We start from the raw sequence: 24,462 nt of genomic DNA on the forward strand, positions 1-24,462 counted from the left end.
CTCTTGATTAAATGTGTTTTGACCATTCGTTTAAAAAGCGGATGATGGTTTCCAGCTCGGATTCGGAAAACCGCTCAAACAGCTCGATATAGTGCTGCTTTGCAATTTCGTGCATCCTGTCATGAATGTCGGCCAGTTTCTTCCCCTCGTCTGTTAATCTGTAATACAATTCTTTGTTGTTGTTCGGTTTTTTGTGCGATTCGATCATCCCGTGCTTTGTAAGCACATTGACCGCTTTTGTCACTGCCGCTTTTGATATTTGAAGTTTTGCTGCCAGGAAAGCGTTGTTGACGTCTGCCTCGTTTTCGCTGATAAGCGAGATAATGTGAAGCTGGGTCAGTGTCCAATGCTTCCGGATGCTGTCGACTTCTTGAAAAGCTTCCTTTGCGAGCGCCTGCTGTTCATGCTGAGCCCGCTTTTCTCTTTTGAGAATAAAATCCTGAACGGCTTGAAATGCTTGCTCATACGTCTTGTTTTCCACGATCATCATATCCTTTTCATCATCGTTAACCGGTTAACTGTTTAATAGTTTACCAGTTAACAATAATTGAAGCAAGCAAAAAGCATATGATGCAGAAAAGATCCGCAGCATATGCTTCCCTCATACTTGAAGAGATAACACGTGCTTTTCAGTCCAAGCCAGAAGCTTCAGGTCCTGTTTGCGGCCGGCGATGAATGAAAGCCCCAAAGGCTCGCCGTTTTTTGCCGGTAACGGAACGGTAATCTGCGGAAGCCCGCCAAGCCCGGCAATACACGTCAGTTTCATCGTGCGCGCCCTTCTCTCATGTAATTCGTTTTCCGGCAGCCCGCGGAGCGGCGGCGTGCCGGGAGCAGTTGGAATGACGAGTAAGCCGTCTTCCGCGAGCCATTCCGACAGTCTCCTTTTCACCGCTTCTCTTTTCATAAACACATGCTCATGATCGCTTTTCCTAAGACTTGACGTCCATTCAAATCTTTCTGCGATTCCAGAGCCGAACACTGGATTTGTGCGCTCGATCCAAGCTCCATGCTCCTCCCAAATATCCAGACCCTGCAGCAACTTGAACATCTCCGCCCATTCCGCGAGGCCTCCGTCAGCGGCAATGCACCAGTCGAATTCGCCGTCTATCAGGCCTAATGCATGAGCGTATACTTGTGTCCGGTCGCTTTCTTCAAGCAGGCTCCACGCCTCTTTTTCAAAATAAATCCGCTTGAAACAGGCCCCTGCCTCCTCCTGTCCGCTAAGCAGGACGCGGCCTGCCGCATGAAGAATTCCGATATCTTTTGACATCCATCCGACAGTGTCAAAGCTTTTCGCCAGCGGTATGACTCCATTAACCGGCACCTCGCCGTGCGTCGGCCGAAATCCGAAAATTCCGCAGTAGGAAGAAGGGATTCTGACAGACCCTCCGGTGTCTGTTCCAAGGGCAAAATCGGCCATGCCGGAAGCTGCCGCCACGGCCGAACCGCTTGAAGATCCTCCAGGAATGTTGTCCTTGGCACAAGGATTGACTGGCGTACCATAATGGACATTTTCTCCGTCAAGGCTGTACATCAGCTCATCCGTGTGAGCAGCACCTTTAAGCCTTGCCCCTTCACGCAGCAGCAAGTCAACGGCTTCCGCGTTTTTTTCGGCAGGTTCGTGCGTCCTCAGCCAATCAGGATTTCCCGCCGCATTTGTATGGCCTTCTACCGCAAACACATCCTTTACCGCAAACGAAAGGTTTTTCAAGCTTCCTTCAGCTGATGCCGGCTCGACAGCCAAATCCTTGTTCATAAAAGCGCCCCAATCATACTCCATTTTCAAAATCCCCTCTTTTTGTTTTTAACGATAACCGGACACCTCTTCAAATTGAACAAAATTGTGACAAAATCTTCCGTTCTCCGGTTGAAAAAGGTCTTTAGGTTTGTTCCTATAGGCAAACAGGGTAAAATAAAGGTGTGTTAATTACATATTAAAAACGAACATGGGAGAGGAGAATGAATGGTGAACAAGGTTCGCACAGGAATATTAGGATACGGTTTGTCAGGTTCGGTGTTTCATGCGCCTTTATTATCTGTGTTAGAAGATTTTGAGATTCGAAAGGTGATGACTTCAAGAAAAGAACAAGTCAAACAAGACCTCCCCGAAACAGAAGCCGTCAGCTCGATCGAAGACATCACAAATGACCCTGACATTGATCTCGTCATCGTGACCACGCCGAGCGGCCTTCATTACGAAATGGCGAAAGAGTGCATCCGCGCCGGAAAGCATGTCGTCCTGGAAAAACCGATGACGGCAACAGCGGAAGAAGCTGAAAAGCTCATCAATGCCGCGAAAGAAAAAGGGGTGCTTCTCAGCGTCTACCACAACCGAAGATGGGATAACGACTTTTTGACGATCAAACAGCTCATCAAAGAAGGGCGCCTCGGAGAGGTTAACACATTCCACGCCTCCTACGACCGGTTCCGGCCGAATGTCAGACAGCGCTGGAGAGAGCAGAAAGGACCGGGCTCAGGCGCACTGTACGATTTGGGTTCACACCTGATCGATCAGGTGCTTCATTTATTCGGCATGCCAAACAGCGTCACCGCTCAAGTGACCGCTCAAAGAGCCAATGCGGAAACAGACGATTACTTCCATGTCGTCCTTCACTATGATCAGCGCCAAGTGATTCTCCACTCGGGTTCGATTGTTCCGGCCAACGGTCCCCGCTACCAAATCCACGGTTCAAAAGGAAGCTTTATTAAGTATGGTATCGACGGCCAGGAGGATGCACTCAGAGCGGGTCAAAAACCTGCAGGCGATGAGTGGGGAGCCGATCAACCCAAATATTACGGGGAACTGGCCACAGTCGAAGGTGACGAGGTCATTAAGGAAACAGTGGAAAGCATCCCGGGTTCATACTTAACCTATTACAAGCAGCTTGCTTCAAGTATTCTTGAAGGCGGCAGCCTGCCTGTCACGGCTGAAGAAGGACGCGACGTCATCCGCATCATCGAAGCCGCGCAAAAAAGCAGCGAAACGAATCAAACGGTGTTCTTACACAAATAAAATAAAACCGCGGATCACGTCCGCGGTTTTTTCAAAAGGTCCGGCCCAATTCTTTGGCGCGGGCAATTGCATTTCGTTTAATTTCTTCGGCTTTATCCGGCTCTGCATTATGCCCTTCTATAAATAAACCTTCAAATTCCGGCACTCCGAAAAACTGCATCATGATGCTGATATAGCGGTGCCCCATCTCAAGTTCCGCAGCCGGCCCTTCTGAATAGTAGCCGCCTCTCGCCTGGATGTGCAGGGCTTTTTTATCGGTTAACAGCCCGATCGGTCCCTGTTCGGTATATTTAAACGTCTTTCCCGCTACAGCGACCGCATCAAAGTACGCTTTCATCACCGGCGGAAAAGAGAAATTCCAAAGCGGCGTGACAAACACGTATTTGTCTCCCGCGATAAATTGCTCGCTCAGCTCATTCAAACGGCCGACTTTTGCCTTTTCGTGTTCAGAAAGCTGTTCAAATCCCGATCCCGACTGCAATTTTCCCCAGCCGCTGAAAACATCCGCATCAATCTGCGGAATGTTCTCCTTGTAAAGATCAAGATGTATGACTTCATCATCCGGATGAGCTTCTTTGTAAGATTCGATAAAAGCTTTTCCCGCCGCCATGCTGTATGATGCCCTTTCGTCATGCGGGTGAGCGGTAATGTAAAGGGTTTTTGTCATCTCTTTTGCTACCTGCCTTTTTGTATTGTTATTGGATAGTATGGGACGTTTTCAGGCAAATATTCAGAAAAACTCGGCTTATGCTGGAATCATCCGCCGGTCCAAAAACGTATAGCCGGGAATAGCTCGCAGACAGGATGCAAACTTCCCATACGGAAGTTTTACGACGCAGTTTGCACACATTGCTGATCGCCTGTTTCGCATTTTTGCACTAACGGCTGGATCAAAAGCGTTAATTGATACTTTCGTTCAGCAGTCTGATCGCCTGCAAATACTTTCATTCTGCTTGCAATTCACGAATAAAAAAAGGAACGCCTCGATTTTTCAGGTCAAGGCGTTCCTCCATTCAAAACGAAAGCAGACTCCCTTGCAGGAGCAATGCCATTTCTTAGATGCTTGCGGCATCTTCGTTTTTTAGATGATACTTTTATATACAGCTTTTATGACTGCGCTGTATGCCCCTCTTCTTCCAGCTTTTCGAGTCTCTCTTGCACCTCTTCTTCTGAAAGGCCGTGCTCTTTGACATACAGGTTGCGCGGATGAACCCGGCACTCGTGCGTGCAGCCCCGCAAATAGCGGTGTTCATTTTCTTCAGAGCAGATGATCTGCTTGTTGCATTCAGGGTTGGCGCAGTTGACATAGCGCTCGCAAGGCTCGCCGGTGAAATAATCCTTGCCGACGATGACATGCTCTTTCTGGTTGACCGGAACGCTGATTCTTTCATCGAAAACATAGCACTGCCCGTCCCACAGTTCACCTTGAACTTCAGGGTCTTTTCCATACGTCACAATCCCGCCGTGAAGCTGGGACACGTCTTCAAATCCTTCTTTTTTCAGCCATCCCGAAAATTTTTCGCAGCGGATACCGCCCGTGCAGTAAGTCAATATTTTCTTGCCTTCGAGCTTTTCTTTGTTATCACGGATCCATTCAGGCAATTCGCGGAACGCCTTAATGTCCGGTCTGACCGCGCCGCGGAAATGTCCCAAATCGTACTCATAGTCGTTCCGTGCGTCGACGACAATCGTATCTTCCCGCTGCATCGCCTCATAAAATTCTTTTGGCTCAAGGTATTTTCCCGTTAATTCATTCGGATCGATATCATCTTCCAGACGGAGCGTCACAAGCTCATCGCGATGGCGGACATGCATTTTTTTGAAAGCGTGCCCTTCTGATTCATCGATTTTAAACACCATATCTTCAAAGCGGGGATCGTTTTTCATTTCACTCATATAGCGGTCTGTCTGCTCTACGGTTCCTGACACGGTTCCGTTTATTCCTTCACCCGCCACAAGGATGCGCCCTTTCAGGCCCAAATCTTTGCAGAACTTGAGGTGATCTTCGGCAAATTGCTCGGGGTTGTCGATATGAACATATTTATAATACAACAATACTCGGTATTGATTTTTCATGATATCTTACCACCTATCTGATGCATGTTTTTATAGGAGAAAAAATGGAATATCGATCCATTTATTTTATCAAACCTTTGTTCATATTAAAACAAATCATCACCATGATTTCAATGAAGCTGCTTGAACATTCCCTTAATCAAATGCTAGAAATTTTAACACTTCCGGCCGTTTTACGCAAGTAAAACAACTCAGGTTAAAGGACTTTCAGCAATTCTGTTATAAACTCCCAAAACCCAGGAACTTCTTGACATAAAAGCATCTCCGCTTTTTCGCAAATTTTCATCTTCAGCTCCTGTTCAAGATCCTCCCTCTCTTGATAGGATGTGTTGTTTAATTTGCTTTTGATCATCGGCGTGAAATTTTCCAGCAATTTCTCAATCTCTTTTTCGTCGTGCAGACTCACTGTTATCATTCCCCTCTGCTTTAGAATTCAGCAGCTCTCTTATCTTTTCGAGTGCCCTTTTATGAATTCTTGAAATATTTTGCCTTGATTCTCCCAAAGAGTCAGCCATTTCCTGCATGGATACCCCGTGAATGTAAATTTGCGCAAGCACTTTTTTCTGCTTGTCCGTCAATTGCAAAAACGCTTCATAAAGCATCGGGTCTTGCAGATGTTCACTTAAATCCTCTTCCTGTTCCAAGACATCGTCTAACAGGTCCCCTCGGGGCGGCTCGGGCAAAGTCGGACTGTCGTCGATCATCAATGGAAAACGCTCTCGATTTTTCCGGACTCTTTTATCAAAGTCGACGGAGAAAATCCGGATCATCGAGTTGATGTATTTGATCATGCGGATGTTTTTGTAAAACCGCTTAAATTCGCGATCGAGACACTCTGCCTCTTCAGAATCCGGATGTTCCAAAACGTGGTTGAAAAGCCGCTCATACCGGGGGTTGCTCAAAAAATGCTTCACAAGCGGATGCCCTGTGATTTCCTTGATTTTCGCACGCAGTAACGTTTGATCAATCATAAAAACCGCCTCCTATTTATTTAGATGAAAGAAATGTAAAAAAAGTAAACTCATCTCTTCTTATTAACATGCAAACATAAGTTCCCATTCAGAGAAAATAGTTCTTTGCTTACATTTTTCAGACTTTCTTCACTTCTTAACATAGGAGGTGGTAAGAATGGACAGTGCATTCATTGAGGAAGCAGCGAAACAAATCGGCAATGTCGGCTTTCCAGCTGTATTGGCAATTTACCTGCTGACGCGTTTTGAAAAGAAAATCGATGAACTGATCGAATTGATCAAAGAAAAAAGTGACACCGATGATTGACATCGGCCTCACTTTTTTCACTTAACATGACAGAAGGGGAAAACGAAAGGCCTTTCAGCTCTCCTTTACATTTTGAGAAAGAGGGGATATCACATGGAAAAAAACAAATCAATTCCACAGCCGATCAGAGGAGAAAAAGGAGCGGAAACGAAAATTCCGCATAACGTTGAGCGCGATCGCCAAAATCCGGACATGCTTGCGCCGCCGGAAACCGACCACGGAACGGTGTCAAACATGAAATTTTCATTTTCCGATGTCCATAACCGACTCGAAAAAGGCGGATATGCACGGGAAGTCACCGTTCGCGAGCTGCCGATTTCAGACAAGCTTGCCTCTGTCAACATGAGGCTGAAACCTGGAGCCATCAGGGAACTTCACTGGCATAAGGAAGCCGAATGGGCATATATGCTGTACGGAAAAGCACGGATTACGTCTGTTGACCAAGACGGCAGAAATTTTATTGAAGATGTGAAAGAAGGAGATCTCTGGTACTTCCCGTCAGGTCTGCCGCATTCAATCCAAGCGCTTGAAGACGGCTGCGAATTCCTGCTCGTCTTCGATGACGGCTCTTTCTCTGAAAACAGCACCTTCCAGGTGACAGATTGGCTGGCCCATACGCCTGATGAGGTAATTGCCGCAAACTTCGGCATTTCAAAAGACGTCGTAGCATCTCTTCCAGATAAAGAAAAGTATATTTTCCAAGAAGTGATCCCTGGATGTCTTGAGAAAGACAAAGTCGAAAGCCCGAACGGAACGGTGCCTCAATCTTTCAGCTACAATTTGCTTGAACAGGAACCGATCGTATCTAGCGGCGGTAAAGTATGGATTGCCGATTCCACGAATTTCAAAGCGTCGAAAACAATCGCTTCTGCGCTGGTGGAAGTCGAACCTGGAGGCATCCGGGAGCTGCACTGGCATCCGAATACAGACGAATGGCAGTATTATATTTCCGGACAAGCGAAAATGACCGTTTTCGCGTCCGACGGGCATGCCAGAACATTTAACTACCAGGCCGGAGATGTCGGCTATGTGCCGTTTGCAATGGGACACTACGTCCAAAATACAGGAGACGAACCGCTTCGCTTCCTCGAAATCTTCAAAGACGACCACTATGCTGACGTTTCGTTAAACCAATGGCTCGCGCTCGTTCCGGAAGAGCTTGTCCGCCAGCACCTCGACGTCGGCAGCGAGTTTACAAACATGCTCTCTAAAGAAAAGCATCCGGTCGTGAAATTTGATAAGAAATAACCAGCCAGGCTTGCAGGAGACATATCCTGCAGGCCTTCGGCTGCTGTGTACATATTTAAAAGGAGTTGTATCATGAAACATTTCGTTATTTGCTGCTTATCGGTAATGTTCGTTTTTTTCGCCCACTTTCTCGGCATTTCGATCCTGTTTCATCTGCCGGGCGCATTTTATCAAACAGTCGGGTCCCTGCTTTTGTTTACGCTTTGTTATACCGCACTGACCTTTGTCCTGGAACCGGCTGAAAAGCTGCTCATCCACAGTATGAAGCTGCTGGGCATCAATCGGCGGATCACGTTTTTTGCAGCGGAAATGCTCACAATCGGATGTTTATGGGCCGCGATTTTTACAGCGGACGAATTGCTGGACGACGTTCTGCTGACCTCTTCGGCGGAAATCATGATTGCCGTTTCGTTTTTTACCATTGATAAAATCCTTTATCCACCGCAGAGGTCCGGTTCGCTCTTATATTGAGAATCCACTGTGCAGGAGAATGTTATATAATGGATTTCAAGTAATCAAAAGGAGGTTTTCGTTCTTGTATAAGGTACGTTTTAGACCCGACATGTCGATCAAAGAAATCGGTGAACAGGTGCAAAGCTATGTCGCCGCCAATTGGAAACAAACGCTTGACGATCATCGCGAAGCGCTTTTAAAGGTGTTTCCCGAATTGGAAGACGCGACTTACGGCGTCTACTTGGACCACCTGCTGCCTCCTGTATTTGAAAGCCTCGAACAGTCCGGCTTTACAACGATTCAAGATGCGGGAAAAGGTGATTTTTTCATCGGAAAAGGCTTAAACTTTAGACAGTCCATGGAAAAATGGGGAGCTGACGACTGCCGCTCACGGGTGTTTTGGGCTGTCATCTCCGATCAGCAAGAAAAGCCTGCCGGGACGCTGCTCTTTGACTTTTTTCACTCTCACGCCGGGTTTGACGTGCCTCTTTCTCCGAAGATTTACACATTGGAGGAAACAGAGAGAGACAGAATTGTCGCTCACGTGAAACAGATAAAGGAAAACTAGCTGATAGCGCCCCACAACATCATAAGCTGCAACCGCTGGGTAACCCGGCGGTTTTTTTAATGCAGAACAAGGAATATTTTTGCAACCAATCAAACCACACATTCGTTATGTATAAGACCACCAACATCTTACATAAGGGAGAAAATCATGAGAACTTTCGAAATATTATTAACACTCCTGTCTTTTGTCATGCTGTTTCAGCAAAAAATGCCGAGAAAGCTTGCGGCGGCAGCCGGATTTGCGAGTATTGGCGTGTTGGCGGGACAGCTTTTTTTTGAGGGATACAGATGGCAAATGGTTTTGATCTATCTGATCTCCGCCGCCCTCGCCTTTATCGCGATCTTCGGTAAAAGGCTTCAAATCAAGATGTGGAAGCCGCTGAAATATGGCTTGTATGTTCTAACATTCGCCATGCTGGCAATCTCCGTCTTCCTGTCTGTATACCTGCCCGTCTTCGATTTGCCTAAGCCTGACGGCGCTTATTCTGTCGGGACGAAGACGTTTCATTTGACCGACCGCGACAGAGAAGAAACGCTGACAAAAAATCCGCACGATAAAAGAGAACTGATGATCCAAGTATGGTACCCCGCCCAAGGTTTGCATGGACAGAAACGGGCACCTCTCTTTCCCGAAGACGCAAGCACATTTCACGAATATATCGAGAAGTTCGCAGATGGATTCGGTCTTCCCCCGTTTGCTTTGGACTATTGGCGCTACATCAAAACAAACTCATACGAAAACGTTGCGTTCTCATCAGCTGAAGCCCGATATCCAGTCGTCGTAATCAGCCACGGCTTCGGAACAAGCCGGCTGCTGCACGCTTCCCAAGCCGAACATCTGGCAAGCCATGGGTTTGTCGCAGTGGCGATCGATCATACGTACAGTACGATGGCAACGGCTTTTCCAGACGGACGGATGACAGGCTTAACAACCGAGCGATATATGAACGGAGTTTCCGAAAACAGCAGCAAGCTCGGGAACATTTGGACGCAGGACGCCGACTTTGTCATCAACCAGTTGGATCAGCTGAATCGCGATGCCTTTAAGGGAAAACTCGATATGGACAACATCGGGATGATGGGTCACTCATTCGGCGGCGCCACGGCGTTTAACGCCGCATATTCAAATCCCAAAATTAAAGCCGGAATCAACATGGACGGTTCACTGTACAATGTCAACGGCAAGCAGGCGATTTCAAAGCCGTTTCTATTCATGGAATCGAGCAGCTTTATGAACATTAAAGACAAGGCGCTCAGCGGAAAAATTTCTGATGAAGAAATCAAAAATTCGGGTTTAACGAAAGAAGAATTCAACAAGATGATTGAGGAACGAAAAAAGGAATACAAAATCATTGATCAAGCGTCAATGGTGTATATTGAAGGAACGGAGCATTACAACTTCACCGACTTGCAGCTTTATTCAAAACTTTTGAAGCAGCTCGGCATGACGGGCGACATCGACGGCGAACGAAGCGCGGATATCGTGAACCGGTACGTTTTGGATTTTTTCAACAAGCATTTAAAAGAAACCGGCGGCGGCTTGATCAGCAAGCCGAATCCGTCATATCCGGAGGTGAAGTTTCCGAAGGAATAAACCGAAAACGACAGAAAGGGTGCCGGCGGCGGCACCCTCTTTGTCTCATTAACAGATACACCCTGGATTGCTAGAACTAAATATTTTTCGTATGCCTTTTCACTAAATGGCCGCTAAGCCCGGCATATCGGAACTGTGCAGCTTGTAACTCCGCTTCATGCGCGGCGTCGTTAATATTAGCGGAGGTTAGCGACAAATGTTGTCACACTCTGAGCCGGAAGATGCGCCCAAAAATGATTGTCTGTTACATTGAGATTCGTTCCAGGTTGAAGGTTGCTGCTGCTGCTCGTGATCCATCTGGATACTTGAGAAACAGATCCATTCTGCAGAACGAAGTTTTGGTTAACCCCTGAGTTGTTTTTATTAATGGCAACTATAACGACTTTGTTGTCACCTTTATAGGCAGATACGTAAACGTTTGAAGCGGGGCTCTTTGTCGCATCAACCCTGACATAACCGGGACGGACAAACTTCGAGAAATGAGCCATATTGTAACCGCGCTTGCTGATCGTACCGTCTTCTTTCATAGGACCGTATGATCTGCGGATGTACCACCATACATAAGCCTGAAAATCTCCCTCTACCATCGAATTGTGAATATGGTGCGAAACATCCAATGCCTCAGGCCAGCGGTCCGCAGAATTATTGTCACTGTTCGGATAATATACTTCCGTCATCCAAAGATCTTTTCCTGCTCCTTTTTGTTTGAACAGTGGATAAGCGAAATTGTTAAGCTGTGTACCATAAAGATGAGCGCCAAGAATATCCATATTGGCAAGCGCCTTCGGATCATTCAAAATCGGATCCGATATATTTTTTAAGTATTGAAACGACTCAGGCGCGATGACACGGGCATTAATCGAGCCGGCGTTCTCTTTCATAAAGCGAAGTATTTCTTGCGGTGTCCACCACGTCCAGTCGTGTGCGTAATCAGGCTCGTTTTGGACGGAAATCGCATACAGATTCACGCCATTATTTTTCATGAAGGTAACAAAGTCGTTAAGATGCTTCGCGTATGCGGCGTACTTATCGTATCTCAGCCGTTTAGCTGATGTGTCTCCATTCCGATTGAAAGTCTCAACCATATCGCTTGGCGGATTCCAGGGAGAAGCAAAAACGATTGCTCCGTGTTTGATCGCACTCTTTGCCGTCTCCACTTCTCTGTACCAATTGTTTCTATTTTCATCAACATGAATTCTTAAAATTGAAAAGCCTAACTGATTCTGTCCATTGCCAAAGGCGGTTTCTCTTTGAGCTGCTGTAAGATCCCCGATCCAAGCCGGGTGATTCATCCCTCCAAAACCGCGAATCACTTGTTTTTCTGCAGATAGACGAACTGTTGCGTCACTGGCTGCTGAAACTTCAGAAGCGGCAGGCCCGGTTAACATGAGCGACAGCATCGTTACATATGCCAACAATACACAAATTAATTTTTTCACATGCTTTCATCCTCTCATTGTTGTGGTATATGAAAACCCTTCTGAGACCACCTTTTTGCTGTTACCGGTGCTCATTTTGTGTAAACTGCCAGTAATCAACATTAAACAAGTTGCCTGAACTGTTTCCGGTAAATACAAAATAGACGTTGTGAACACCGGTTGCGCCGCTCACAGTGGTTTCTATTTCTCTCCAAGTCTGCGCTCCGCCTGTGGAAGGTACATTCAGAGTTCCCACAAGCTTACCTGTTACACTGTCGAGACGGACTTCAATTTTACCGCCTGCAGTGGAAGCGACATTGGCTTTAAATGTCCTCGCTCCGCGCGTGCCGAAGTCAGCATTTCCTACAGCAATCCAGTCTCCGTTATGAATGCTTGTGACATTTTGATTATTTTCCGGTCCGCCGGGTGCTGAGGATTTCTCCGTCAAAATGCGTCCATTCCAGGCAAACGTTTCAGCTTCTACCCGGTTATACGGATTCAAATTGGCAAGCTGAGACACTCCCCTGTAATTTGCCGCCACCTCTTGAATGGACCCGTCTGCAAGATGGACCAGCTTATTGATATGGGGAGAACGGTATCCTTTGCCGGCTCCGAACAAAGCGAAACTGACAGTTTGAGCATGGTACACCACATACCACTCGTTTTTAAAATTGAAAACAGCATGATGGTTGTTTCCGCCAGCCCCGAAGAATGCACCCGGATTTTTCAGGAAATGCCCTCTATACGTAAAGGGCCCCATGGGACTTGAGCTGGTCATGTAGCCGATTTCACCCGGTGGTATATTGGCCGGGTGCGCACCGCTGAAATTGATGCAATAGGAATAGTAATATTTTCCGTTATGTTTATGAATTCCCGAGTCTTCAAACATGAAAGGCGCATCAATCACAGACGCGCTTCCAACAACGCTGGTCATACCGGTCCCCAATTTTATGACTCGTGCTGTTTTAGGATTTGCCCATTGCTCCTGCGTTGGATTTGAACCGCCAGGGATGCCTCCGCCGGCATACAGATAACCGGTGCCGTCGTCATCTACGAACACTGCCGGATCAAATAGCCAAACAACGCCGGACATTCCCGGTGTACTTGTTGTAACCAACGCTTTTCCGATCGGATCTGTCCACGGCCCGGTCGGGCTGTCTGCGGTGAGGACCCCGATACCTCCGCCGCCGTTTGCAAAGTAAAGGAAGAATTTATCCTTACCATTTATCTTTTTAACTGCAACTGACGGGGCCCAGGACGCGCCTGCCCATTTCGCAATCCCCCGGCCGCCATTAGCCCCGTTGGCACCTGCCACCGGAATGGCTCCGTGATCTGTCCAGTTCACCATATCCGCTGAAGAGATGACGAACACTTTGTTCAAATTGGCAAATGAATTATCCTTAATCGTTCCGTTGCTGTTATATTCATAATCGTCACTGGACATGTAGATGTAGACTCTTCCGTTATAGGTCAGCGCAAAGGGATCCGCTCCTAAATGATGGTCTATAAGCGGGTTAGAATTCCCTACATGTTTTGCAATGGTTGTGCTGGCAGCAAGTACAGATTTCCCAGGTATACAGCTCATGAATAGCACAAGAACCAATAAACATGCACCGCACTTCATTTTCATGACCAACATCCTCCTTTTATCTATAAAAATCAGGCGAGTTGCCGATTTTTCCGGCAGAAGCCCCTGTCTTTGGAAAGTGCGATCCGGCTTTGGGGCGATTTCTAATCTTGAAGCAGCTTCTTTCATAGCTCTATTCCTTCGCGAAGCCGGGCCTAGCCCTCTTCCGGAAGAACGCGTTCAGAATCTTGGCCAACCGCAATAACCTGACCGGTGATTTATCTGCCGGCGCTTTGCTCTTCTTTCTCCGCATCCCCTCCTGTAGTTCATATTTAATAACCGTTTTGCATAAGCGTTGATCATACAAACTTTTACATTTAGCACCTTCAAAAACTTACCATAATTTTTTAAGCATATTAAGTGTCTTTTATCATTTCTTTTTTGCACATCTAAAAATTAATTCTTATGAACTAATTTCATTTCAATTAAAAGAAAAAAGGACAAAGGTTTGTTTTGTAAACTGTTGGCGTAGAGGTGATTCATAATGCGGAAAGAAAAAGGAGCAGAAGAACATCTGCAGGCGACTAAGCACAGATATTGCAATTATTAAAGGAACGGGCGGCGACTTGACAAGCGAGCTGAATCCGGAGGAATGACCGAAAAGCTGAGTGCCGCTGAGGAAAGCGGCAACCTCTTATAATCAGGAGAAAATAAAGAAAAGACTTAAAGCAATCGCAGTCTGAACAAGCGAAATCAAAGCCAAGTGTCCAAACGGAGTCTTGGCTTTTTTAATGTATGTATCATAAATGAAATTAACAATAAAAAAGCAAACGTATCCTATTAGTGATTCAATGATGAGCATAGTAGACCTCCTTTTGGTCAGTTCTTTCGAATGTATATATAACCAAAGTTCGACATCATGCCCTCTGATCCCTTTTTAGCGATTACACGGTGCCTCTGCCATGCCGACTCCAATGAAAGAAAAGCCAATTTCTGCGAATAAATGGGGCTTTATGCTAAAATTAAAGGAAAACGTTGAGGTGCAGTAAACTTATGATCCAACACAGTGTCTTTCTTGAGGGAGAATATACATTACAGGATATGAAATCTTTCTTTTTTTATTGGCTTAAAAAATACGCATTCCTTTATTTTATTCTTATTTTTCTATTGTTTGTCTGGGTGTTTTCCGTCGATGGGAAGATGCCGATTACCGTTTATCATAGTGAAACACTCGAATTGCTGTTGAATGGCCTTCTCATTATTGTACTTTCAATAATATTAACCTCACTTTTAATTGGGTTTTTTTATATCCGGATGCAAATTGTCTATCGAAAAAATGAACGGCTAAAACGTAAAAGAACTTACACTATCAATCCACAAGGAATCCAGATTCAATTTAAGAATTCCGATACGTTGTTTCAATGGTATGAAGTGACAGCAGTAACAGAATATAAACGCCTCATCCTCATGAAAACGTCAAGCAGCCAGATGATTTTGATACCGAAACGCTTTTTCACATTTGAAAATGAACTTCATTCTTTCAGAGAGCTTGTGACTACATATGGGCAGGCCAAAAAATTAAAATTGCAATCATAAGAAGAAGGATTTCTCCTTTTTTGTATTTCCATGTTCATTACATAAAAATGAGCAGTGATTGTAACAAAATGTATTAAAGGAGAATGCCATGAAGACTCTGGATGTTCAGGCGTTGCACAATGCAATTGATCAAACGCTGGAACAATTAAAACAACAATCAGACGAATTCGCTAAAGTTAAAAAAAGCTCAAGAGTTGCTTGATAAATACGCTGACACGGGAGATTTCCCAAGAAAGGAAAGTTGTTGACTTTGGCCAAAAAATAGGTAAAGCATATGACATGAAAACCGGAAAATATATTGTAACTACCAGAGGAACAATACATTATTCAAAAGACGGTGCTCATATAGTTCCTATAAAAACCATTAGAACCATAAGAAAAGGATTGATACTTATGGAATATAACTCTTTAATAAAAACATTAGATGAATATGGTGGTAGAGAACTGCGATTAGAATGGGAAAATGGATTAGAGGATGAAGATATCAATTACACAGAATATTATGCAGTTGCCTTTAGAGTGAATCACATTATATCCCACCTTACTAAAAACGAAGGCAGTGTATATGATTGGTTAAGTCAAGGGGAGGAAAGCTCCTTGGTTGAGATCTCTCTTTATGATAATCCACCGAATAAAATTTTAGTGGGTGGTCAGACAGTATGGGAATTGGACAGTAATAAATAACTATAGACAAATTATAAAAACTGAGCCCTCGTGAAAGAGGGCCTTTTTGTATTAATTCAATAGTGATCAAGTTTTACCTTTTTCTGCGGCTCGTAAATGCCGTCAGAAGAAAACCTGTGCATCAGTTGGAACCGTTTGACCGCATTCGTTGTTTTCGACACGTAAAAGCCATCAATGCCGTCCTTGAATTTTCTCATGGCATGACTCCGACGTATTCCACGGTATCATTCATATGTTCATTAAACCGTTTACCACTCTTACACAAACATCAAAAAATCCCCCAAAAAACAAAAAACCACCATCATATGTATGGTGGAGACGGTGGGAGTCGAACCCACGTCCAGAAACGTCGATTGCTTCAGCGTCTACGAGCGTAGCCCTGCATATTTAGTTTCGCTCATCTTCGTGCCTGCGGGCAGGCCCTCGGAGAGCTAGTCTGAAGAGTCTCTTCCTGCGCCCTCAGACGGGAGCGCAAGCGTAGCCTACTTCGTTATGGGCTCTTAACCGGCACATAGGCGATGCGGGCAAGAGCTCGCTGCGCTAATTAGGCAGCTAGTGCTAAGTTCTGGTTAGATTTGCCAGTTATATTTAGGTGCGTTTTTACGAGATCGCCTCTCGGCTCGCAACTCAAGCTCGATCCGTCCCTGTCGAATCCGTAACGTCCCCTTGGATGAAAAGGAAGTCGGATAACTGGCTGCATCACTATTATAACAAGATCACGCGTCAATTCCAAATGGTAATGTCTGTGATCACGTTCATATAGGATAACATGGGTTCCGGCTTTAGATCAAGCCTTTTTGCCTGTCGCGGAATGCTCTTTCGATTTCGCGTTTGGCGTCTTTGCGCTTTAAGTCTTCGCGTTTGTCGAATTTCTTCTTCCCTTTTCCGAGTCCGAGCAGCACTTTCGCAAAACCGTTCTTCAAATAAATCTTGAGCGGTACGAGCGAGTACCCCTGCTCTTTCGTCAAACCGATCAATTTGTTGATCTGCTTGCGGTGCATCAAAAGCTTTCTCGTCCGCAACGGATCATGGTTGTAGCGGTTCCCCTGCTCATACGGGCTGATGTGCATATTGTGAAGGAACACTTCCCCGCGCTCAATTTTAGCGAACGCGTCCTTTAAATTCACCCGTCCGGCGCGAATGGACTTGATTTCCGTACCTTGAAGCACGATGCCTGTTTCGTATGTTTCTTCTATAAAATAATCATGATTTGCTTTTTTATTTTGGGAAACAACCTTCCCTTCTCCCTTTGGCATACGGCAACCTCCTCCCGCCTTCAATCTCACATTCAAAAGGGCGGCGAATACGTATTATTCTATCAAATGAACGTTCGCCTTACAATTTCGCCGCCCTTTTTTTGACGTGTGCTGTCTATTTTTTCTTTTTCTTTCGTTTTTGTTTCGGCGCGTTTTGAAAACCGCGTTTTTTCTTTACTTTTTTCTTTTTCGGCTTGGTGAACCATTCCCCTTTGTCAGCCGATGGAGCATCCTTTTTAGGACCCTTTTTCTGTTTTTGCTCCGGTTTCTGCCGGCGGCGGGAGCCTTTCATGCCGACGATTTCAAAATCGATGTTCCGCTCGTCTTTATTGACGTCAACGACGCGGACCGTAATCTCATCGCCGATCCGGTAGACGTTGCCCGTACGCTCGCCGATCATGGCATAGTGCTGTTCATCATAACGGTAAAAATCGTCCGTCATAAAGCTGACGTGGACAAGCCCTTCGATCGTGTTCGGCAGCTCGACAAACATGCCGAAGTTCGTAACGGAACTGATCACACCGTCAAATTCTTCACCGATCTTATCCAGCATAAATTCGGTTTTTTTCAGATCATCCGTTTCCCGCTCGGCATCTACGGCATTGCGTTCCATATTTGACGTATGCTCGGCGATCTCAGGCAGTTTTTCGGCCCATTTCTCCCTTGTCGCTTCGTCTGTCTTGCCCTGAATCAAATACGTCCTGATCAGCCTGTGGACGATCAAGTCAGGGTAGCGGCGAATCGGTGACGTGAAATGGGTGTAGAATTCAGTCGACAAGCCGAAGTGTCCGAGGCTTTGCGGATCGTATTTCGCCTGCTTCATCGATCTGAGCATAACCGTTGAAATTACGGCTTCTTCAGGACGATCCCTGACTTCTTCAAGCACGCTTTGCAGCGCTTTCGGATGGATGCTTCCGGCCGTCCCTTTGACGACATAGCCGAATGTCGTAACGAACTCAAGAAATCTCTGGAGCTTTTCTTGATCCGGATCTTCGTGAATCCGGTAAATAAACGGAACATTCATCCAATGAAAGTGCTCGGCGACCGTTTCATTGGCGACAAGCATAAATTCTTCGATCAGCTTTTCTGCTGTCGACCGTTCTCTCAAGACGACGTCCTTCGCTTTTCCTTCTTCGTCGACGAGTACCTTCGCTTCCTTAAAGTCAAAGTCGACGGCACCGCGTTCCATCCGCTTGCCGCGCAGAATCGCAGCCAAGTCTTCCATGTCTTTGAACATCGGGACAAGCGCCTCATATTTCCGCTTCAGCTCTTCATCGTCATCGACTAAAATCTTGTTCACGTCAGAATAAGTCATCCGCTCGGTCGTTTTAATGACACTTTGAAAAATTTCGTGTTCGACGACTTGCCCTTGAGGATTAATGAGCATTTCGCACGACAAAGTCAGCCGGTCGACCTTCGGATTTAAAGAGCAGATTCCATTCGACAGCCTGTGCGGGATCATCGGAATCACCCGGTCGACAAGATAGACGCTCGTGCCGCGTTCATATGCTTCCTGGTCAATCGGAGACCCTTCTGTGACATAATGGCTGACATCGGCAATGTGGACGCCGAGTTTATAATGGCCGTTTTTGAGTTTTGTGACGGTAACGGCATCATCCAAGTCTTTGGCATCTGCGCCATCGATCGTGACGATCGTCTGATCGCGCAGATCCCGTCTGCCTTCAAGATCTTTTTCATCGATTGTATCAGGCGTATTGCCGGCTTGTTCCATCGCCTCAGCCGGAAAGTCTCCCGGGAGGCCATGCTTATGAATGATGGAAAGGATATCGATGCCGGGGTCGTTTTTGTGGCCGAGAATCTCGATAACTTCCCCTTCCGCACTCATCCGGCCTTCAGGATAGCTTGTCAGGCGGACGACGACTTTGTGCCCCTCGACGGCGCCGTTTTTGGCGTGCTTCGGAATAAAGATGTCATTCGTGATTTTTTTATCGTCGGGAATGACGAAGCCGAAGTTTTTCGTCTCTGTATACGTGCCGACAATCTTCTGAATGCTGCGCTCAATGATGCGGATGATGGCTCCTTCTTTTTTTGTACCTCCGGACTCCGTACTCAGGCGGACAAGCACGGTATCTCCGTTCATTGCCGTATTCAGCTCAGACGGCGGAATGAAGACATCGTCAAGCGAGGAATCTTCGGGGAGAACAAACGCGAAGCCTTTCGCGTGCGCCGACACCTTCCCTTTGATCAAATTCATTTTTTCGGGCAAACCGTAGCGGTTGCTTCTCGTTCTGACGACAAGCCCTTTTTCTTCAAGGGTTACAAGAGCTTTGACAAGCTCTTTGTATTCGTCCGAATCGGTGATTTCCAGCATCTCTTCCAGTTCCTGAACTGTAAGAGGTTTATACGCTTCTTCTTTCATAAAGGAGAGAAGCTTATCCATAAATTCTTCTTTTTCCACTAACCAGACCTCCTTATGTCTGCCAATCCAGCGTTTCTAAAAATTGATACACATCCTTGTGCAGTGTTTCGCGTTCTTTATCCAATGTAATGGCATGACCGGATTCTTCATACCATTTCAGCTGCTTATCATCCGTTTCAACTTCATTGTAGATGATATTCGCGCTGTCCGTATTAATCATATGATCGTGGCGCGCCTGCACGACAAATGTAGGCGAATAGATCATGTCCACATGCTCTCTGACATCGGCAATCAAATCCTGCAGTGCTTTCAACGTGTTCATCGGCGTTTTTTTGAATTCTTCCATCTCAGCGTCAATCTGTTCCGCTGTCTTGCCTTCAAATTTCTTATAATTGCGTGCATACTCAAGCACACCCTCGTACATCGTCTCTTCGCTTTTGATATACATCGGCGCGCACATTGGAACAATTCCCTTTATGGGTACAGTGTAACCCAATTTCAATGAAAAAACCCCTCCGAGAGACAGACCGCAAGCGGCGATTTGTTCATACCCTTCCGATTTCAAATATTCATACCCGTTCATGACGTCTTTCCACCAGTCTTCCGGCCCTGTAGAAAGAAGTTCTTCCGGAGGCACGCCGTGGCCTTTATATTGGGGCGCATGGCATGTGTAGCCTTTTTCATTCAAATATCTTCCGAGCATTCTCACGTCCGCCGTGTTGCCGGTAAATCCGTGCAGCAGCAGGACTGCTTTTTTTCCGCCTTTAAATGTGAAAGGTTGTGGTTTGACGATTTTCATGATTCACTATCTCCTTTTCATATGTATTCTTCCACGTTTAGTCTTGAAACAAACTTTATCAATCGGCCGGTCTCTTCATACAAAGACCTGCAAATAGGAAAAAGGCCTGACTTGAACATCAGACCTCATGCTTCATTGTCTTATACAAAGTAAGCAAGCGCAATCGTTAAGAAAAAGAAAAGCACGGTTAAAACGACCGTCATCCGGTGGAGAATCAAATCAAGTCCTCTTGCTTTCTGCTTTCCGAAAAGCTGCTCGGCTCCGCCGGAAATTGCGCCTGATAATCCGGCGCTTTTGCCGGATTGCAGTAAAACGACAACGATCAGTACGATACTTACAATCACTAATAAGACCGTTAAAAATGCGGCCATAACCTACACCTCCAGACAAACTGGCTGACAATAGTTTTATTTTACATGAAAAGCAAGCGCATGTCACGAGCGTTTCGAACAGCTTTTTTTATTTTTTCCCAGCGCCTGAATAAGGTATACAAAAAAAGGAGCGGCTATGCTCCCTATCAGGCGGAATATGTAATCATTTTTCTGACAAGGCCGCCATCATATCTTCCAGCAGCATTTCTGCTCCCCTTGGGCTGAGTACGATTTTGCCGCCCGCATACGTTTTATTTTTGGTGGTGATGTCGCCGGTCATCAAGCATGCCATGTTGGCGGCGTATTTTGTCAAAATGATGTTTTCTCCGTCGGTGTATATTTCGAGCGGGTCCTTTTCATTGATATTCAGCACCCTGCGCATTTCGACCGGGAGAACGACTCTGCCGAGCTCATCGATTCTCCGGACAATTCCTGTATTTTTCACGTTTGAAAAGCCTCCTTTTTTCCTTTGTTTATTGACTTTTGTCAACATCTTTATAATAAAAGAGATCTTCAAATTTTTTGTTGAAATACTGAATCATCTTTCCGATCACAAGCTGTCCGGGCCTCCTTTCGCCATTTAAAACTCTGCTCAGAGTCGCCGGGGATACGCCGATTTCAATGGCAAGCTGATTTAAGGAGAGATTGTGTTCAATCATATACTGGAGAACAAAATCTCTTTTGATATGAATCTTTTTTACCATGATTACTCCCCTTTCTAATCTCTTATGTTTCTTTTTGTCTATATTGAACATAAACGATTTGTTAACTTTTGTCAATGCTTTTATCATCCATATGTTTCCTATAGGCAATATTCGTACTAAAATATTTTATAATAAGAGATTGCGAGGTTTTGGCCATGACGAACTTTGGATACCATTTACGACAATTAAGGGAACGGAAAAAACTGACCGTCAATCAGCTGGCGATGTATTCCGGCGTCAGTTCGGCCGGCATTTCGCGAATTGAAAACGGAAAGCGCGGCGTGCCGAAGCCGGCGACGATCAGAAAACTGGCGGACGCTTTGAAAGTCCCGTATGAGGAACTGATGGCATCCGCAGGCTATATCAGCGCATCTACAGTCCAGGAAGCAAGAAGCAGCTACGATTCCATTTACGACATCGTTTCACAGTACGATTTAGAGGATCTTTCTCTGTTTGACAGCGAAAAGTGGAAGGTGCTCTCAAAGAAAGACATCGAAAACCTGGACAAATATTTCGACTTTCTCGTGCAGGAAGCAAGCAGCCGAAACAAAAACTGAATACCTTCTCCGCAGCGCACGCCCCCCTTTTTATCATTTTCGTCTGTTTTCGACCCTGCTGTTATTTTATCCCTTATATTAACTTTTGTCAATATTTTTCCTGTCTAAGTATTTCCTTTAGTCAACATTTGTATTAAACTGTTTATATCATGAATTTGCGGGGGAGATGGCGATGACAATGTTCGGCGAACGACTCAAAGAGCTGAGGGAACAAAGAAGCCTGTCTGTTAATCAGCTTGCTATGTATGCCGGTGTGAGCGCCGCTGCCATTTCCAGAATCGAAAACGGCCACCGCGGCGTTCCAAAGCCCGCGACGATCAGAAAATTGGCCGATGCTCTGAAAATGCCGTACGAGCAGCTCATGGATATTGCCGGTTATATGAGGGCTGACGAGATTCGCGAACAGCCGCGCGGCTATGTCACGATGCAGGACATCGCGGCCAAGCATGGCGTCGAAGATCTGTGGCTGTTTGAGCCCGGAAAATGGGACTGCTTGTCCCGCGAAGACCTGCTCAACCTCGAACAGTACTTTCATTTTTTGGTCAATGAAGCGAAAAAACGCCAATCATAAAAAGCCGAATTTCTCTTTAGCAGAAATTCGGCTTTTTTCGGCTGCCATTTAAGCGGCATCCGGATTCGGCGTCTTGCCTTTATGATGCTTAACGGGGCTCAGCGCACGTTCAAGCCATCCCATGAACAGATCGGCGATGATCGCCATCAGTGCCGTCGGGATCGCGCCTGCCAGAATGATCGCTGTTCCGTTGGTCGCGTTTGACCCCCTGACAATGATGTCCCCGAGGCCGCCAGCGCCGACAAACGTGCCGATGGCCGTGATGCCGATCGCGATGACGAGCGCGGTTCTGAGCCCTGCCATAATGACCGACAAAGCGAGCGGAAGCTCCACCATCCGGAGCACTTGAAATTTCGTCATGCCCATCGCCTTCCCTGATTCAAGGTAGGCGTGCTCAATGCTGACGATTCCCGTATATGTGTTTCGAATAATCGGCAAAAGCGAATACAAAAACAATGATAGAATCACCGTGTTGGCGCCGAGTCCCATGACTAGCATCAAGACGGCGAGCATCGCAAGCGCCGGAATCGTTTGAATGACATTGGTGATGGAAAAGACCCATTTGCTGATCTTCCGGTATCTGGCGATGAAAATACCAACAGGGATGCCGACGACGGCGGCGAATAATACGCCGTATGCCGACATTAAAAAGTGGCGGTAAAATTCCCCCAGCACATAGCTCCCGTTTTGCGCATAATACGTCCAAAGCTGCTGCAGCACTTCCATTTGTCAGCCCCTCCTTTTACTCAAAATAATTGTGCTTCTTTAAAAATTCGGCCGCGACGACAGAAGGCTCTTTCAGTTTTCCATCAACTTCGTAATTGAGCTCCTGCATCGTTTCGGTATCGATTTTTCCGATCAGTTTATTGATGGTCTCTTTTAGCTCTGGATGTTCCTTCAGCACTTTTTCCGGCACGACCGGCGAACAGTCATACGGCGGGAAAAAGCGTTTATCGTCTTTTAACAGCTTTAAATCATAGGCTTTGATCCTGCCGTCCGTTGAATAGGCAAGAACGATATCCATTTTGCCGTTTTTGACGGCGTCATAAACGAGTCCGATCTGCATTGGAAAGGTCGAGCCGAATGAAAATCCGTATTCCTGTTTAAATCCCGGATATCCGTCGCCTTTTCGTTTCAGCCAGGCATTGTCAACGCCAAGCTTCAGTTTATCCGCGTCTTTTTTCAGATCGGATATGGTTTCATAGTTCCCTTTTTCAGCGAGTTCTTTCGTGACTGTAAAAGCGTACGTATTGTCAAATCCGTAAGAATCAAACCATTTGTAGTTGAATTTCTTTTTAAAGTCCTGCTGTACGATGTGAAGCGCTTTTTCCGGGTCTTTCTCCGCTTCCCTTCCAAGCGTGCTTGTCAGATCGGTTCCCGAATAGCGCGTCGCTGAAATGTCGATGTCTCCGCCGAGCATGGCCTGGTGCTGCACATAGTTTGAGCCGAGGTTTTTGACAAGCACCGTATTGAGATCTGTATCATGCTCGATCAAAAGCGAGATCATATTGGCAAGAATTTCGGATTCGGTCAGGTTTTGCGCCCCGATTTTGATCGTTTTATCGGAAGCCCCGCCAAGACCCGGCAGCGCACAGCCGCTGATCAAAAGCGAGAAGACCAGCATGACGGCGCCGAGCCGTCTCAATTTTTTTGTTTGCATAAGAGCCAACTCCTTATGATACTTCCTTCATCCCTTTTAATCCTTGGGGCGTGACTTTGTCTTCGGTTTTCGACAGCATATAGTCGATCACAATGGCCAGTATCGTAACCGGCACCGCTCCGGCGATAATGTACTCAGGCTGGTACAGGTTGAGCCCGATAAAAATATAGTCGCCGAGTCCGCCGCCGCCGATAAAAGCCGCGAGCGTCGCCCAGCCGATTAAGTAAACGGTGGAAGTCCGGATGCCTGCCATGATCACCGGCACCGACAGCGGCAGTTCGATCAGGCGGATTTGTTCCCATGCAGTCATACCGATTCCCTTTCCTGATTCAAGCAAATTTTGATTGACGCCTTTTACGCCCGTGTAAGTGTTTCTCAGAATCGGTAGGACTGAATAGAAAAACAGCGCGACAATCGCCGGAATCTTTCCCACTCCGAGGAGCGGAATAAAAAACGCCAGAATCGCCAAACTCGGCAGCGTTTGAATGATATTAACAATTCCAATCACGATGCCGGCCCCTTTTTTCATTCTCGTTAAAACGACACCGAGCGGAACCGCGATAATGATGCCGAGCAGCACCGCAAAAATGGATATATATAAGTGCTCCCATGTTTTATAAAGCATTTCCCCGCCGTTGTTCTGGAGAAATTGGACGATCTGATTCATGAT

General features: G+C 46.1%; 27 protein-coding genes, 1 other RNA gene and 3 pseudogenes. 12 read left to right on the forward strand and 19 right to left on the reverse strand.

What is annotated here, in order from left to right; all coding sequences use genetic code 11:
• Positions 1–7: 7 nt before the first annotated feature.
• Complete coding sequence (locus MHB72_RS18590; protein ID WP_254121973.1) at positions 8–487, reverse strand: MarR family transcriptional regulator; 480 nt, start codon at positions 485–487, stop codon at positions 8–10.
• 114 nt (positions 488–601) lie between these two features.
• On the reverse strand, positions 602–1,780 hold the full coding sequence (locus tag MHB72_RS18595; protein WP_025810754.1) for an amidase: 1,179 nt from the start codon (positions 1,778–1,780) through the stop codon (positions 602–604).
• A 183-nt stretch (positions 1,781–1,963) separates the two neighbouring features.
• Here MHB72_RS18595 and MHB72_RS18600 point away from each other — a divergent pair, with 183 nt between their 5' ends.
• Positions 1,964–3,013, forward strand: coding sequence for an oxidoreductase (locus MHB72_RS18600; RefSeq protein WP_048350124.1), 1,050 nt, complete (start codon positions 1,964–1,966; stop codon positions 3,011–3,013).
• Between the two features lie 31 nt (positions 3,014–3,044).
• On the opposite strand, the gene MHB72_RS18605 is transcribed toward MHB72_RS18600, so the two are convergent.
• The 4 genes from MHB72_RS18605 to MHB72_RS18620 form a co-directional block, all read right to left on the reverse strand.
• Positions 3,045–3,680, reverse strand: a complete 636-nt coding sequence (locus MHB72_RS18605) for an FMN-dependent NADH-azoreductase (RefSeq protein ID WP_020452970.1) — start codon at positions 3,678–3,680, stop codon at positions 3,045–3,047.
• A gap of 440 nt (positions 3,681–4,120) precedes the next feature.
• Complete coding sequence (trhO, locus tag MHB72_RS18610) at positions 4,121–5,089, reverse strand: oxygen-dependent tRNA uridine(34) hydroxylase TrhO (protein WP_105979775.1); 969 nt, start codon at positions 5,087–5,089, stop codon at positions 4,121–4,123.
• Between the two features lie 196 nt (positions 5,090–5,285).
• On the reverse strand, positions 5,286–5,441 hold the full coding sequence (locus MHB72_RS18615; protein WP_228767692.1) for a hypothetical protein: 156 nt from the start codon (positions 5,439–5,441) through the stop codon (positions 5,286–5,288).
• Positions 5,442–5,466: 25 nt separating this feature from the next.
• Positions 5,467–6,060, reverse strand: coding sequence for a sigma-70 family RNA polymerase sigma factor (locus MHB72_RS18620; protein WP_020452972.1), 594 nt, complete (start codon positions 6,058–6,060; stop codon positions 5,467–5,469).
• Positions 6,061–6,217: 157 nt separating this feature from the next.
• Here MHB72_RS18620 and MHB72_RS18625 point away from each other — a divergent pair, with 157 nt between their 5' ends.
• The 5 genes from MHB72_RS18625 to MHB72_RS18645 all read left to right on the forward strand — a co-directional run bounded on the left by MHB72_RS18625 (position 6,218) and on the right by MHB72_RS18645 (position 10,229).
• Positions 6,218–6,367, forward strand: coding sequence for a YvrJ family protein (locus MHB72_RS18625; protein ID WP_020452973.1), 150 nt, complete (start codon positions 6,218–6,220; stop codon positions 6,365–6,367).
• Between the two features lie 93 nt (positions 6,368–6,460).
• Positions 6,461–7,615, forward strand: coding sequence for an oxalate decarboxylase family bicupin (locus MHB72_RS18630; protein WP_020452974.1), 1,155 nt, complete (start codon positions 6,461–6,463; stop codon positions 7,613–7,615).
• A 72-nt stretch (positions 7,616–7,687) separates the two neighbouring features.
• Positions 7,688–8,086 (forward strand): YrvL family regulatory protein, encoded by a 399-nt coding sequence (locus MHB72_RS18635; protein WP_020452975.1) that lies wholly within the window; start codon positions 7,688–7,690, stop codon positions 8,084–8,086.
• A 64-nt stretch (positions 8,087–8,150) separates the two neighbouring features.
• The gene (locus MHB72_RS18640) at positions 8,151–8,636 is read left to right on the forward strand and encodes a DUF6022 family protein (RefSeq protein WP_023856306.1); all 486 of its coding nucleotides are present in this window, start codon (positions 8,151–8,153) and stop codon (positions 8,634–8,636) included.
• A gap of 147 nt (positions 8,637–8,783) precedes the next feature.
• Complete coding sequence (locus MHB72_RS18645; RefSeq protein WP_216919489.1) at positions 8,784–10,229, forward strand: alpha/beta fold hydrolase; 1,446 nt, start codon at positions 8,784–8,786, stop codon at positions 10,227–10,229.
• 176 nt (positions 10,230–10,405) lie between these two features.
• Here MHB72_RS18645 and MHB72_RS18650 read toward each other — a convergent pair whose 3' ends face one another.
• Positions 10,406–11,629, reverse strand: coding sequence for a glucuronoxylanase (locus tag MHB72_RS18650; protein WP_105981375.1), 1,224 nt, complete (start codon positions 11,627–11,629; stop codon positions 10,406–10,408).
• A 100-nt stretch (positions 11,630–11,729) separates the two neighbouring features.
• Positions 11,730–13,277 carry a glycoside hydrolase family 43 protein gene (locus tag MHB72_RS18655; protein ID WP_161513282.1) on the reverse strand — a complete coding sequence of 516 codons (1,548 nt, stop codon included), beginning with the start codon at positions 13,275–13,277 and terminating at the stop codon, positions 11,730–11,732.
• Positions 13,278–14,267: 990 nt separating this feature from the next.
• On the opposite strand from MHB72_RS18655, the gene MHB72_RS18660 reads away from it, so the two are divergent.
• The 4 genes and pseudogenes from MHB72_RS18660 to MHB72_RS18675 all read left to right on the forward strand — a co-directional run bounded on the left by MHB72_RS18660 (position 14,268) and on the right by MHB72_RS18675 (position 15,494).
• On the forward strand, positions 14,268–14,810 hold the full coding sequence (locus MHB72_RS18660; RefSeq protein ID WP_216919487.1) for a YcxB family protein: 543 nt from the start codon (positions 14,268–14,270) through the stop codon (positions 14,808–14,810).
• Between the two features lie 88 nt (positions 14,811–14,898).
• A pseudogene (locus MHB72_RS18665) lies at positions 14,899–14,997 on the forward strand (T7SS effector LXG polymorphic toxin); the annotation flags it as partial.
• A gap of 11 nt (positions 14,998–15,008) precedes the next feature.
• Positions 15,009–15,104 (forward strand): annotated as a pseudogene (locus MHB72_RS18670) (hypothetical protein); the annotation flags it as partial.
• Positions 15,105–15,203: 99 nt separating this feature from the next.
• Positions 15,204–15,494 (forward strand): hypothetical protein, encoded by a 291-nt coding sequence (locus MHB72_RS18675; protein WP_216919689.1) that lies wholly within the window; start codon positions 15,204–15,206, stop codon positions 15,492–15,494.
• 56 nt (positions 15,495–15,550) lie between these two features.
• On the opposite strand, the pseudogene MHB72_RS18680 reads toward MHB72_RS18675, so the two are convergent.
• The 8 genes and pseudogenes from MHB72_RS18680 to MHB72_RS18715 all read right to left on the reverse strand — a co-directional run.
• Positions 15,551–15,676, reverse strand: a pseudogene (locus MHB72_RS18680) (peptidoglycan-binding domain-containing protein); the annotation flags it as partial.
• 128 nt (positions 15,677–15,804) lie between these two features.
• Positions 15,805–16,160: a transfer-messenger RNA gene (ssrA, locus tag MHB72_RS18685) on the reverse strand.
• Between the two features lie 116 nt (positions 16,161–16,276).
• A complete protein-coding gene (gene smpB, locus MHB72_RS18690; protein ID WP_009329604.1) occupies positions 16,277–16,750 on the reverse strand; it encodes an SsrA-binding protein SmpB in 474 nt (157 codons plus the stop codon).
• A gap of 115 nt (positions 16,751–16,865) precedes the next feature.
• A complete protein-coding gene (gene rnr, locus MHB72_RS18695; protein WP_216919485.1) occupies positions 16,866–19,169 on the reverse strand; it encodes a ribonuclease R in 2,304 nt (767 codons plus the stop codon).
• A gap of 13 nt (positions 19,170–19,182) precedes the next feature.
• The gene (locus MHB72_RS18700; RefSeq protein WP_216919483.1) at positions 19,183–19,929 is read right to left on the reverse strand and encodes an alpha/beta hydrolase; all 747 of its coding nucleotides are present in this window, start codon (positions 19,927–19,929) and stop codon (positions 19,183–19,185) included.
• Between the two features lie 140 nt (positions 19,930–20,069).
• The gene (gene secG, locus MHB72_RS18705; RefSeq protein ID WP_003185418.1) at positions 20,070–20,300 is read right to left on the reverse strand and encodes a preprotein translocase subunit SecG; all 231 of its coding nucleotides are present in this window, start codon (positions 20,298–20,300) and stop codon (positions 20,070–20,072) included.
• 163 nt (positions 20,301–20,463) lie between these two features.
• Positions 20,464–20,745: an AbrB/MazE/SpoVT family DNA-binding domain-containing protein gene (locus MHB72_RS18710; protein WP_020452985.1), complete on the reverse strand. Its 282-nt coding sequence runs from the start codon at positions 20,743–20,745 to the stop codon at positions 20,464–20,466.
• Positions 20,746–20,773: 28 nt separating this feature from the next.
• On the reverse strand, positions 20,774–21,007 hold the full coding sequence (locus MHB72_RS18715) for a helix-turn-helix domain-containing protein (RefSeq protein WP_085959538.1): 234 nt from the start codon (positions 21,005–21,007) through the stop codon (positions 20,774–20,776).
• Positions 21,008–21,159: 152 nt separating this feature from the next.
• Here MHB72_RS18715 and MHB72_RS18720 point away from each other — a divergent pair, with 152 nt between their 5' ends.
• Both MHB72_RS18720 and MHB72_RS18725 read left to right on the forward strand, forming a co-directional pair.
• Positions 21,160–21,561 (forward strand): transcriptional regulator, encoded by a 402-nt coding sequence (locus MHB72_RS18720; protein ID WP_020452987.1) that lies wholly within the window; start codon positions 21,160–21,162, stop codon positions 21,559–21,561.
• A gap of 172 nt (positions 21,562–21,733) precedes the next feature.
• Positions 21,734–22,132, forward strand: a complete 399-nt coding sequence (locus MHB72_RS18725; protein ID WP_023856314.1) for a helix-turn-helix domain-containing protein — start codon at positions 21,734–21,736, stop codon at positions 22,130–22,132.
• Positions 22,133–22,180: 48 nt separating this feature from the next.
• Here MHB72_RS18725 and MHB72_RS18730 read toward each other — a convergent pair whose 3' ends face one another.
• The 3 genes from MHB72_RS18730 to MHB72_RS18740 are packed head-to-tail and all read right to left on the reverse strand — an operon-like array spanning position 22,181 to position 24,459.
• Positions 22,181–22,858 (reverse strand): ABC transporter permease, encoded by a 678-nt coding sequence (locus tag MHB72_RS18730; protein ID WP_020452989.1) that lies wholly within the window; start codon positions 22,856–22,858, stop codon positions 22,181–22,183.
• 16 nt (positions 22,859–22,874) lie between these two features.
• Positions 22,875–23,792, reverse strand: coding sequence for an osmoprotectant ABC transporter substrate-binding lipoprotein OpuCC (opuCC, locus tag MHB72_RS18735; RefSeq protein WP_020452990.1), 918 nt, complete (start codon positions 23,790–23,792; stop codon positions 22,875–22,877).
• Positions 23,793–23,805: 13 nt separating this feature from the next.
• Entirely contained in the window at positions 23,806–24,459 is a 654-nt protein-coding gene (locus MHB72_RS18740; protein WP_145654554.1) for an ABC transporter permease, read from the reverse strand.
• Positions 24,460–24,462: the final 3 nt, after the last annotated feature.

The organism is Bacillus sp. FSL K6-1284, assembly GCF_038002625.1.
Lineage (GTDB): Bacteria > Bacillota > Bacilli > Bacillales > Bacillaceae > Bacillus > Bacillus paralicheniformis.

Bases quoted from the DNA above. Each gene is read 5' to 3' on its own strand.
- MHB72_RS18645 (WP_216919489.1), top strand. From the start codon at position 8,784: ATGAGAACTTTCGAAATATTATTAACACTCCTGTCTTTTGTCATGCTG.
- opuCC (WP_020452990.1), bottom strand. From the start codon at position 23,792: ATGCAAACAAAAAAATTGAGACGGCTCGGCGCCGTCATGCTGGTCTTC.
- secG (WP_003185418.1), bottom strand. From the start codon at position 20,300: ATGGCCGCATTTTTAACGGTCTTATTAGTGATTGTAAGTATCGTACTG.
- MHB72_RS18650 (WP_105981375.1), bottom strand. From the start codon at position 11,629: ATGCTGTCGCTCATGTTAACCGGGCCTGCCGCTTCTGAAGTTTCAGCA.
- MHB72_RS18660 (WP_216919487.1), top strand. From the start codon at position 14,268: ATGATCCAACACAGTGTCTTTCTTGAGGGAGAATATACATTACAGGAT.
- MHB72_RS18635 (WP_020452975.1), top strand. From the start codon at position 7,688: ATGAAACATTTCGTTATTTGCTGCTTATCGGTAATGTTCGTTTTTTTC.
- MHB72_RS18620 (WP_020452972.1), bottom strand. From the start codon at position 6,060: ATGATTGATCAAACGTTACTGCGTGCGAAAATCAAGGAAATCACAGGG.
- MHB72_RS18625 (WP_020452973.1), top strand. From the start codon at position 6,218: ATGGACAGTGCATTCATTGAGGAAGCAGCGAAACAAATCGGCAATGTC.
- MHB72_RS18730 (WP_020452989.1), bottom strand. From the start codon at position 22,858: ATGGAAGTGCTGCAGCAGCTTTGGACGTATTATGCGCAAAACGGGAGC.
- MHB72_RS18605 (WP_020452970.1), bottom strand. From the start codon at position 3,680: ATGACAAAAACCCTTTACATTACCGCTCACCCGCATGACGAAAGGGCA.
- MHB72_RS18655 (WP_161513282.1), bottom strand. From the start codon at position 13,277: ATGAAAATGAAGTGCGGTGCATGTTTATTGGTTCTTGTGCTATTCATG.
- MHB72_RS18595 (WP_025810754.1), bottom strand. From the start codon at position 1,780: ATGGAGTATGATTGGGGCGCTTTTATGAACAAGGATTTGGCTGTCGAG.
- MHB72_RS18725 (WP_023856314.1), top strand. From the start codon at position 21,734: ATGACAATGTTCGGCGAACGACTCAAAGAGCTGAGGGAACAAAGAAGC.
- smpB (WP_009329604.1), bottom strand. From the start codon at position 16,750: ATGCCAAAGGGAGAAGGGAAGGTTGTTTCCCAAAATAAAAAAGCAAAT.
- MHB72_RS18590 (WP_254121973.1), bottom strand. From the start codon at position 487: ATGATCGTGGAAAACAAGACGTATGAGCAAGCATTTCAAGCCGTTCAG.
- MHB72_RS18720 (WP_020452987.1), top strand. From the start codon at position 21,160: ATGACGAACTTTGGATACCATTTACGACAATTAAGGGAACGGAAAAAA.
- MHB72_RS18600 (WP_048350124.1), top strand. From the start codon at position 1,964: ATGGTGAACAAGGTTCGCACAGGAATATTAGGATACGGTTTGTCAGGT.
- MHB72_RS18700 (WP_216919483.1), bottom strand. From the start codon at position 19,929: ATGAAAATCGTCAAACCACAACCTTTCACATTTAAAGGCGGAAAAAAA.
- MHB72_RS18630 (WP_020452974.1), top strand. From the start codon at position 6,461: ATGGAAAAAAACAAATCAATTCCACAGCCGATCAGAGGAGAAAAAGGA.
- MHB72_RS18675 (WP_216919689.1), top strand. From the start codon at position 15,204: ATGGAATATAACTCTTTAATAAAAACATTAGATGAATATGGTGGTAGA.
- MHB72_RS18615 (WP_228767692.1), bottom strand. From the start codon at position 5,441: ATGATCAAAAGCAAATTAAACAACACATCCTATCAAGAGAGGGAGGAT.
- trhO (WP_105979775.1), bottom strand. From the start codon at position 5,089: ATGAAAAATCAATACCGAGTATTGTTGTATTATAAATATGTTCATATC.
- MHB72_RS18740 (WP_145654554.1), bottom strand. From the start codon at position 24,459: ATGAATCAGATCGTCCAATTTCTCCAGAACAACGGCGGGGAAATGCTT.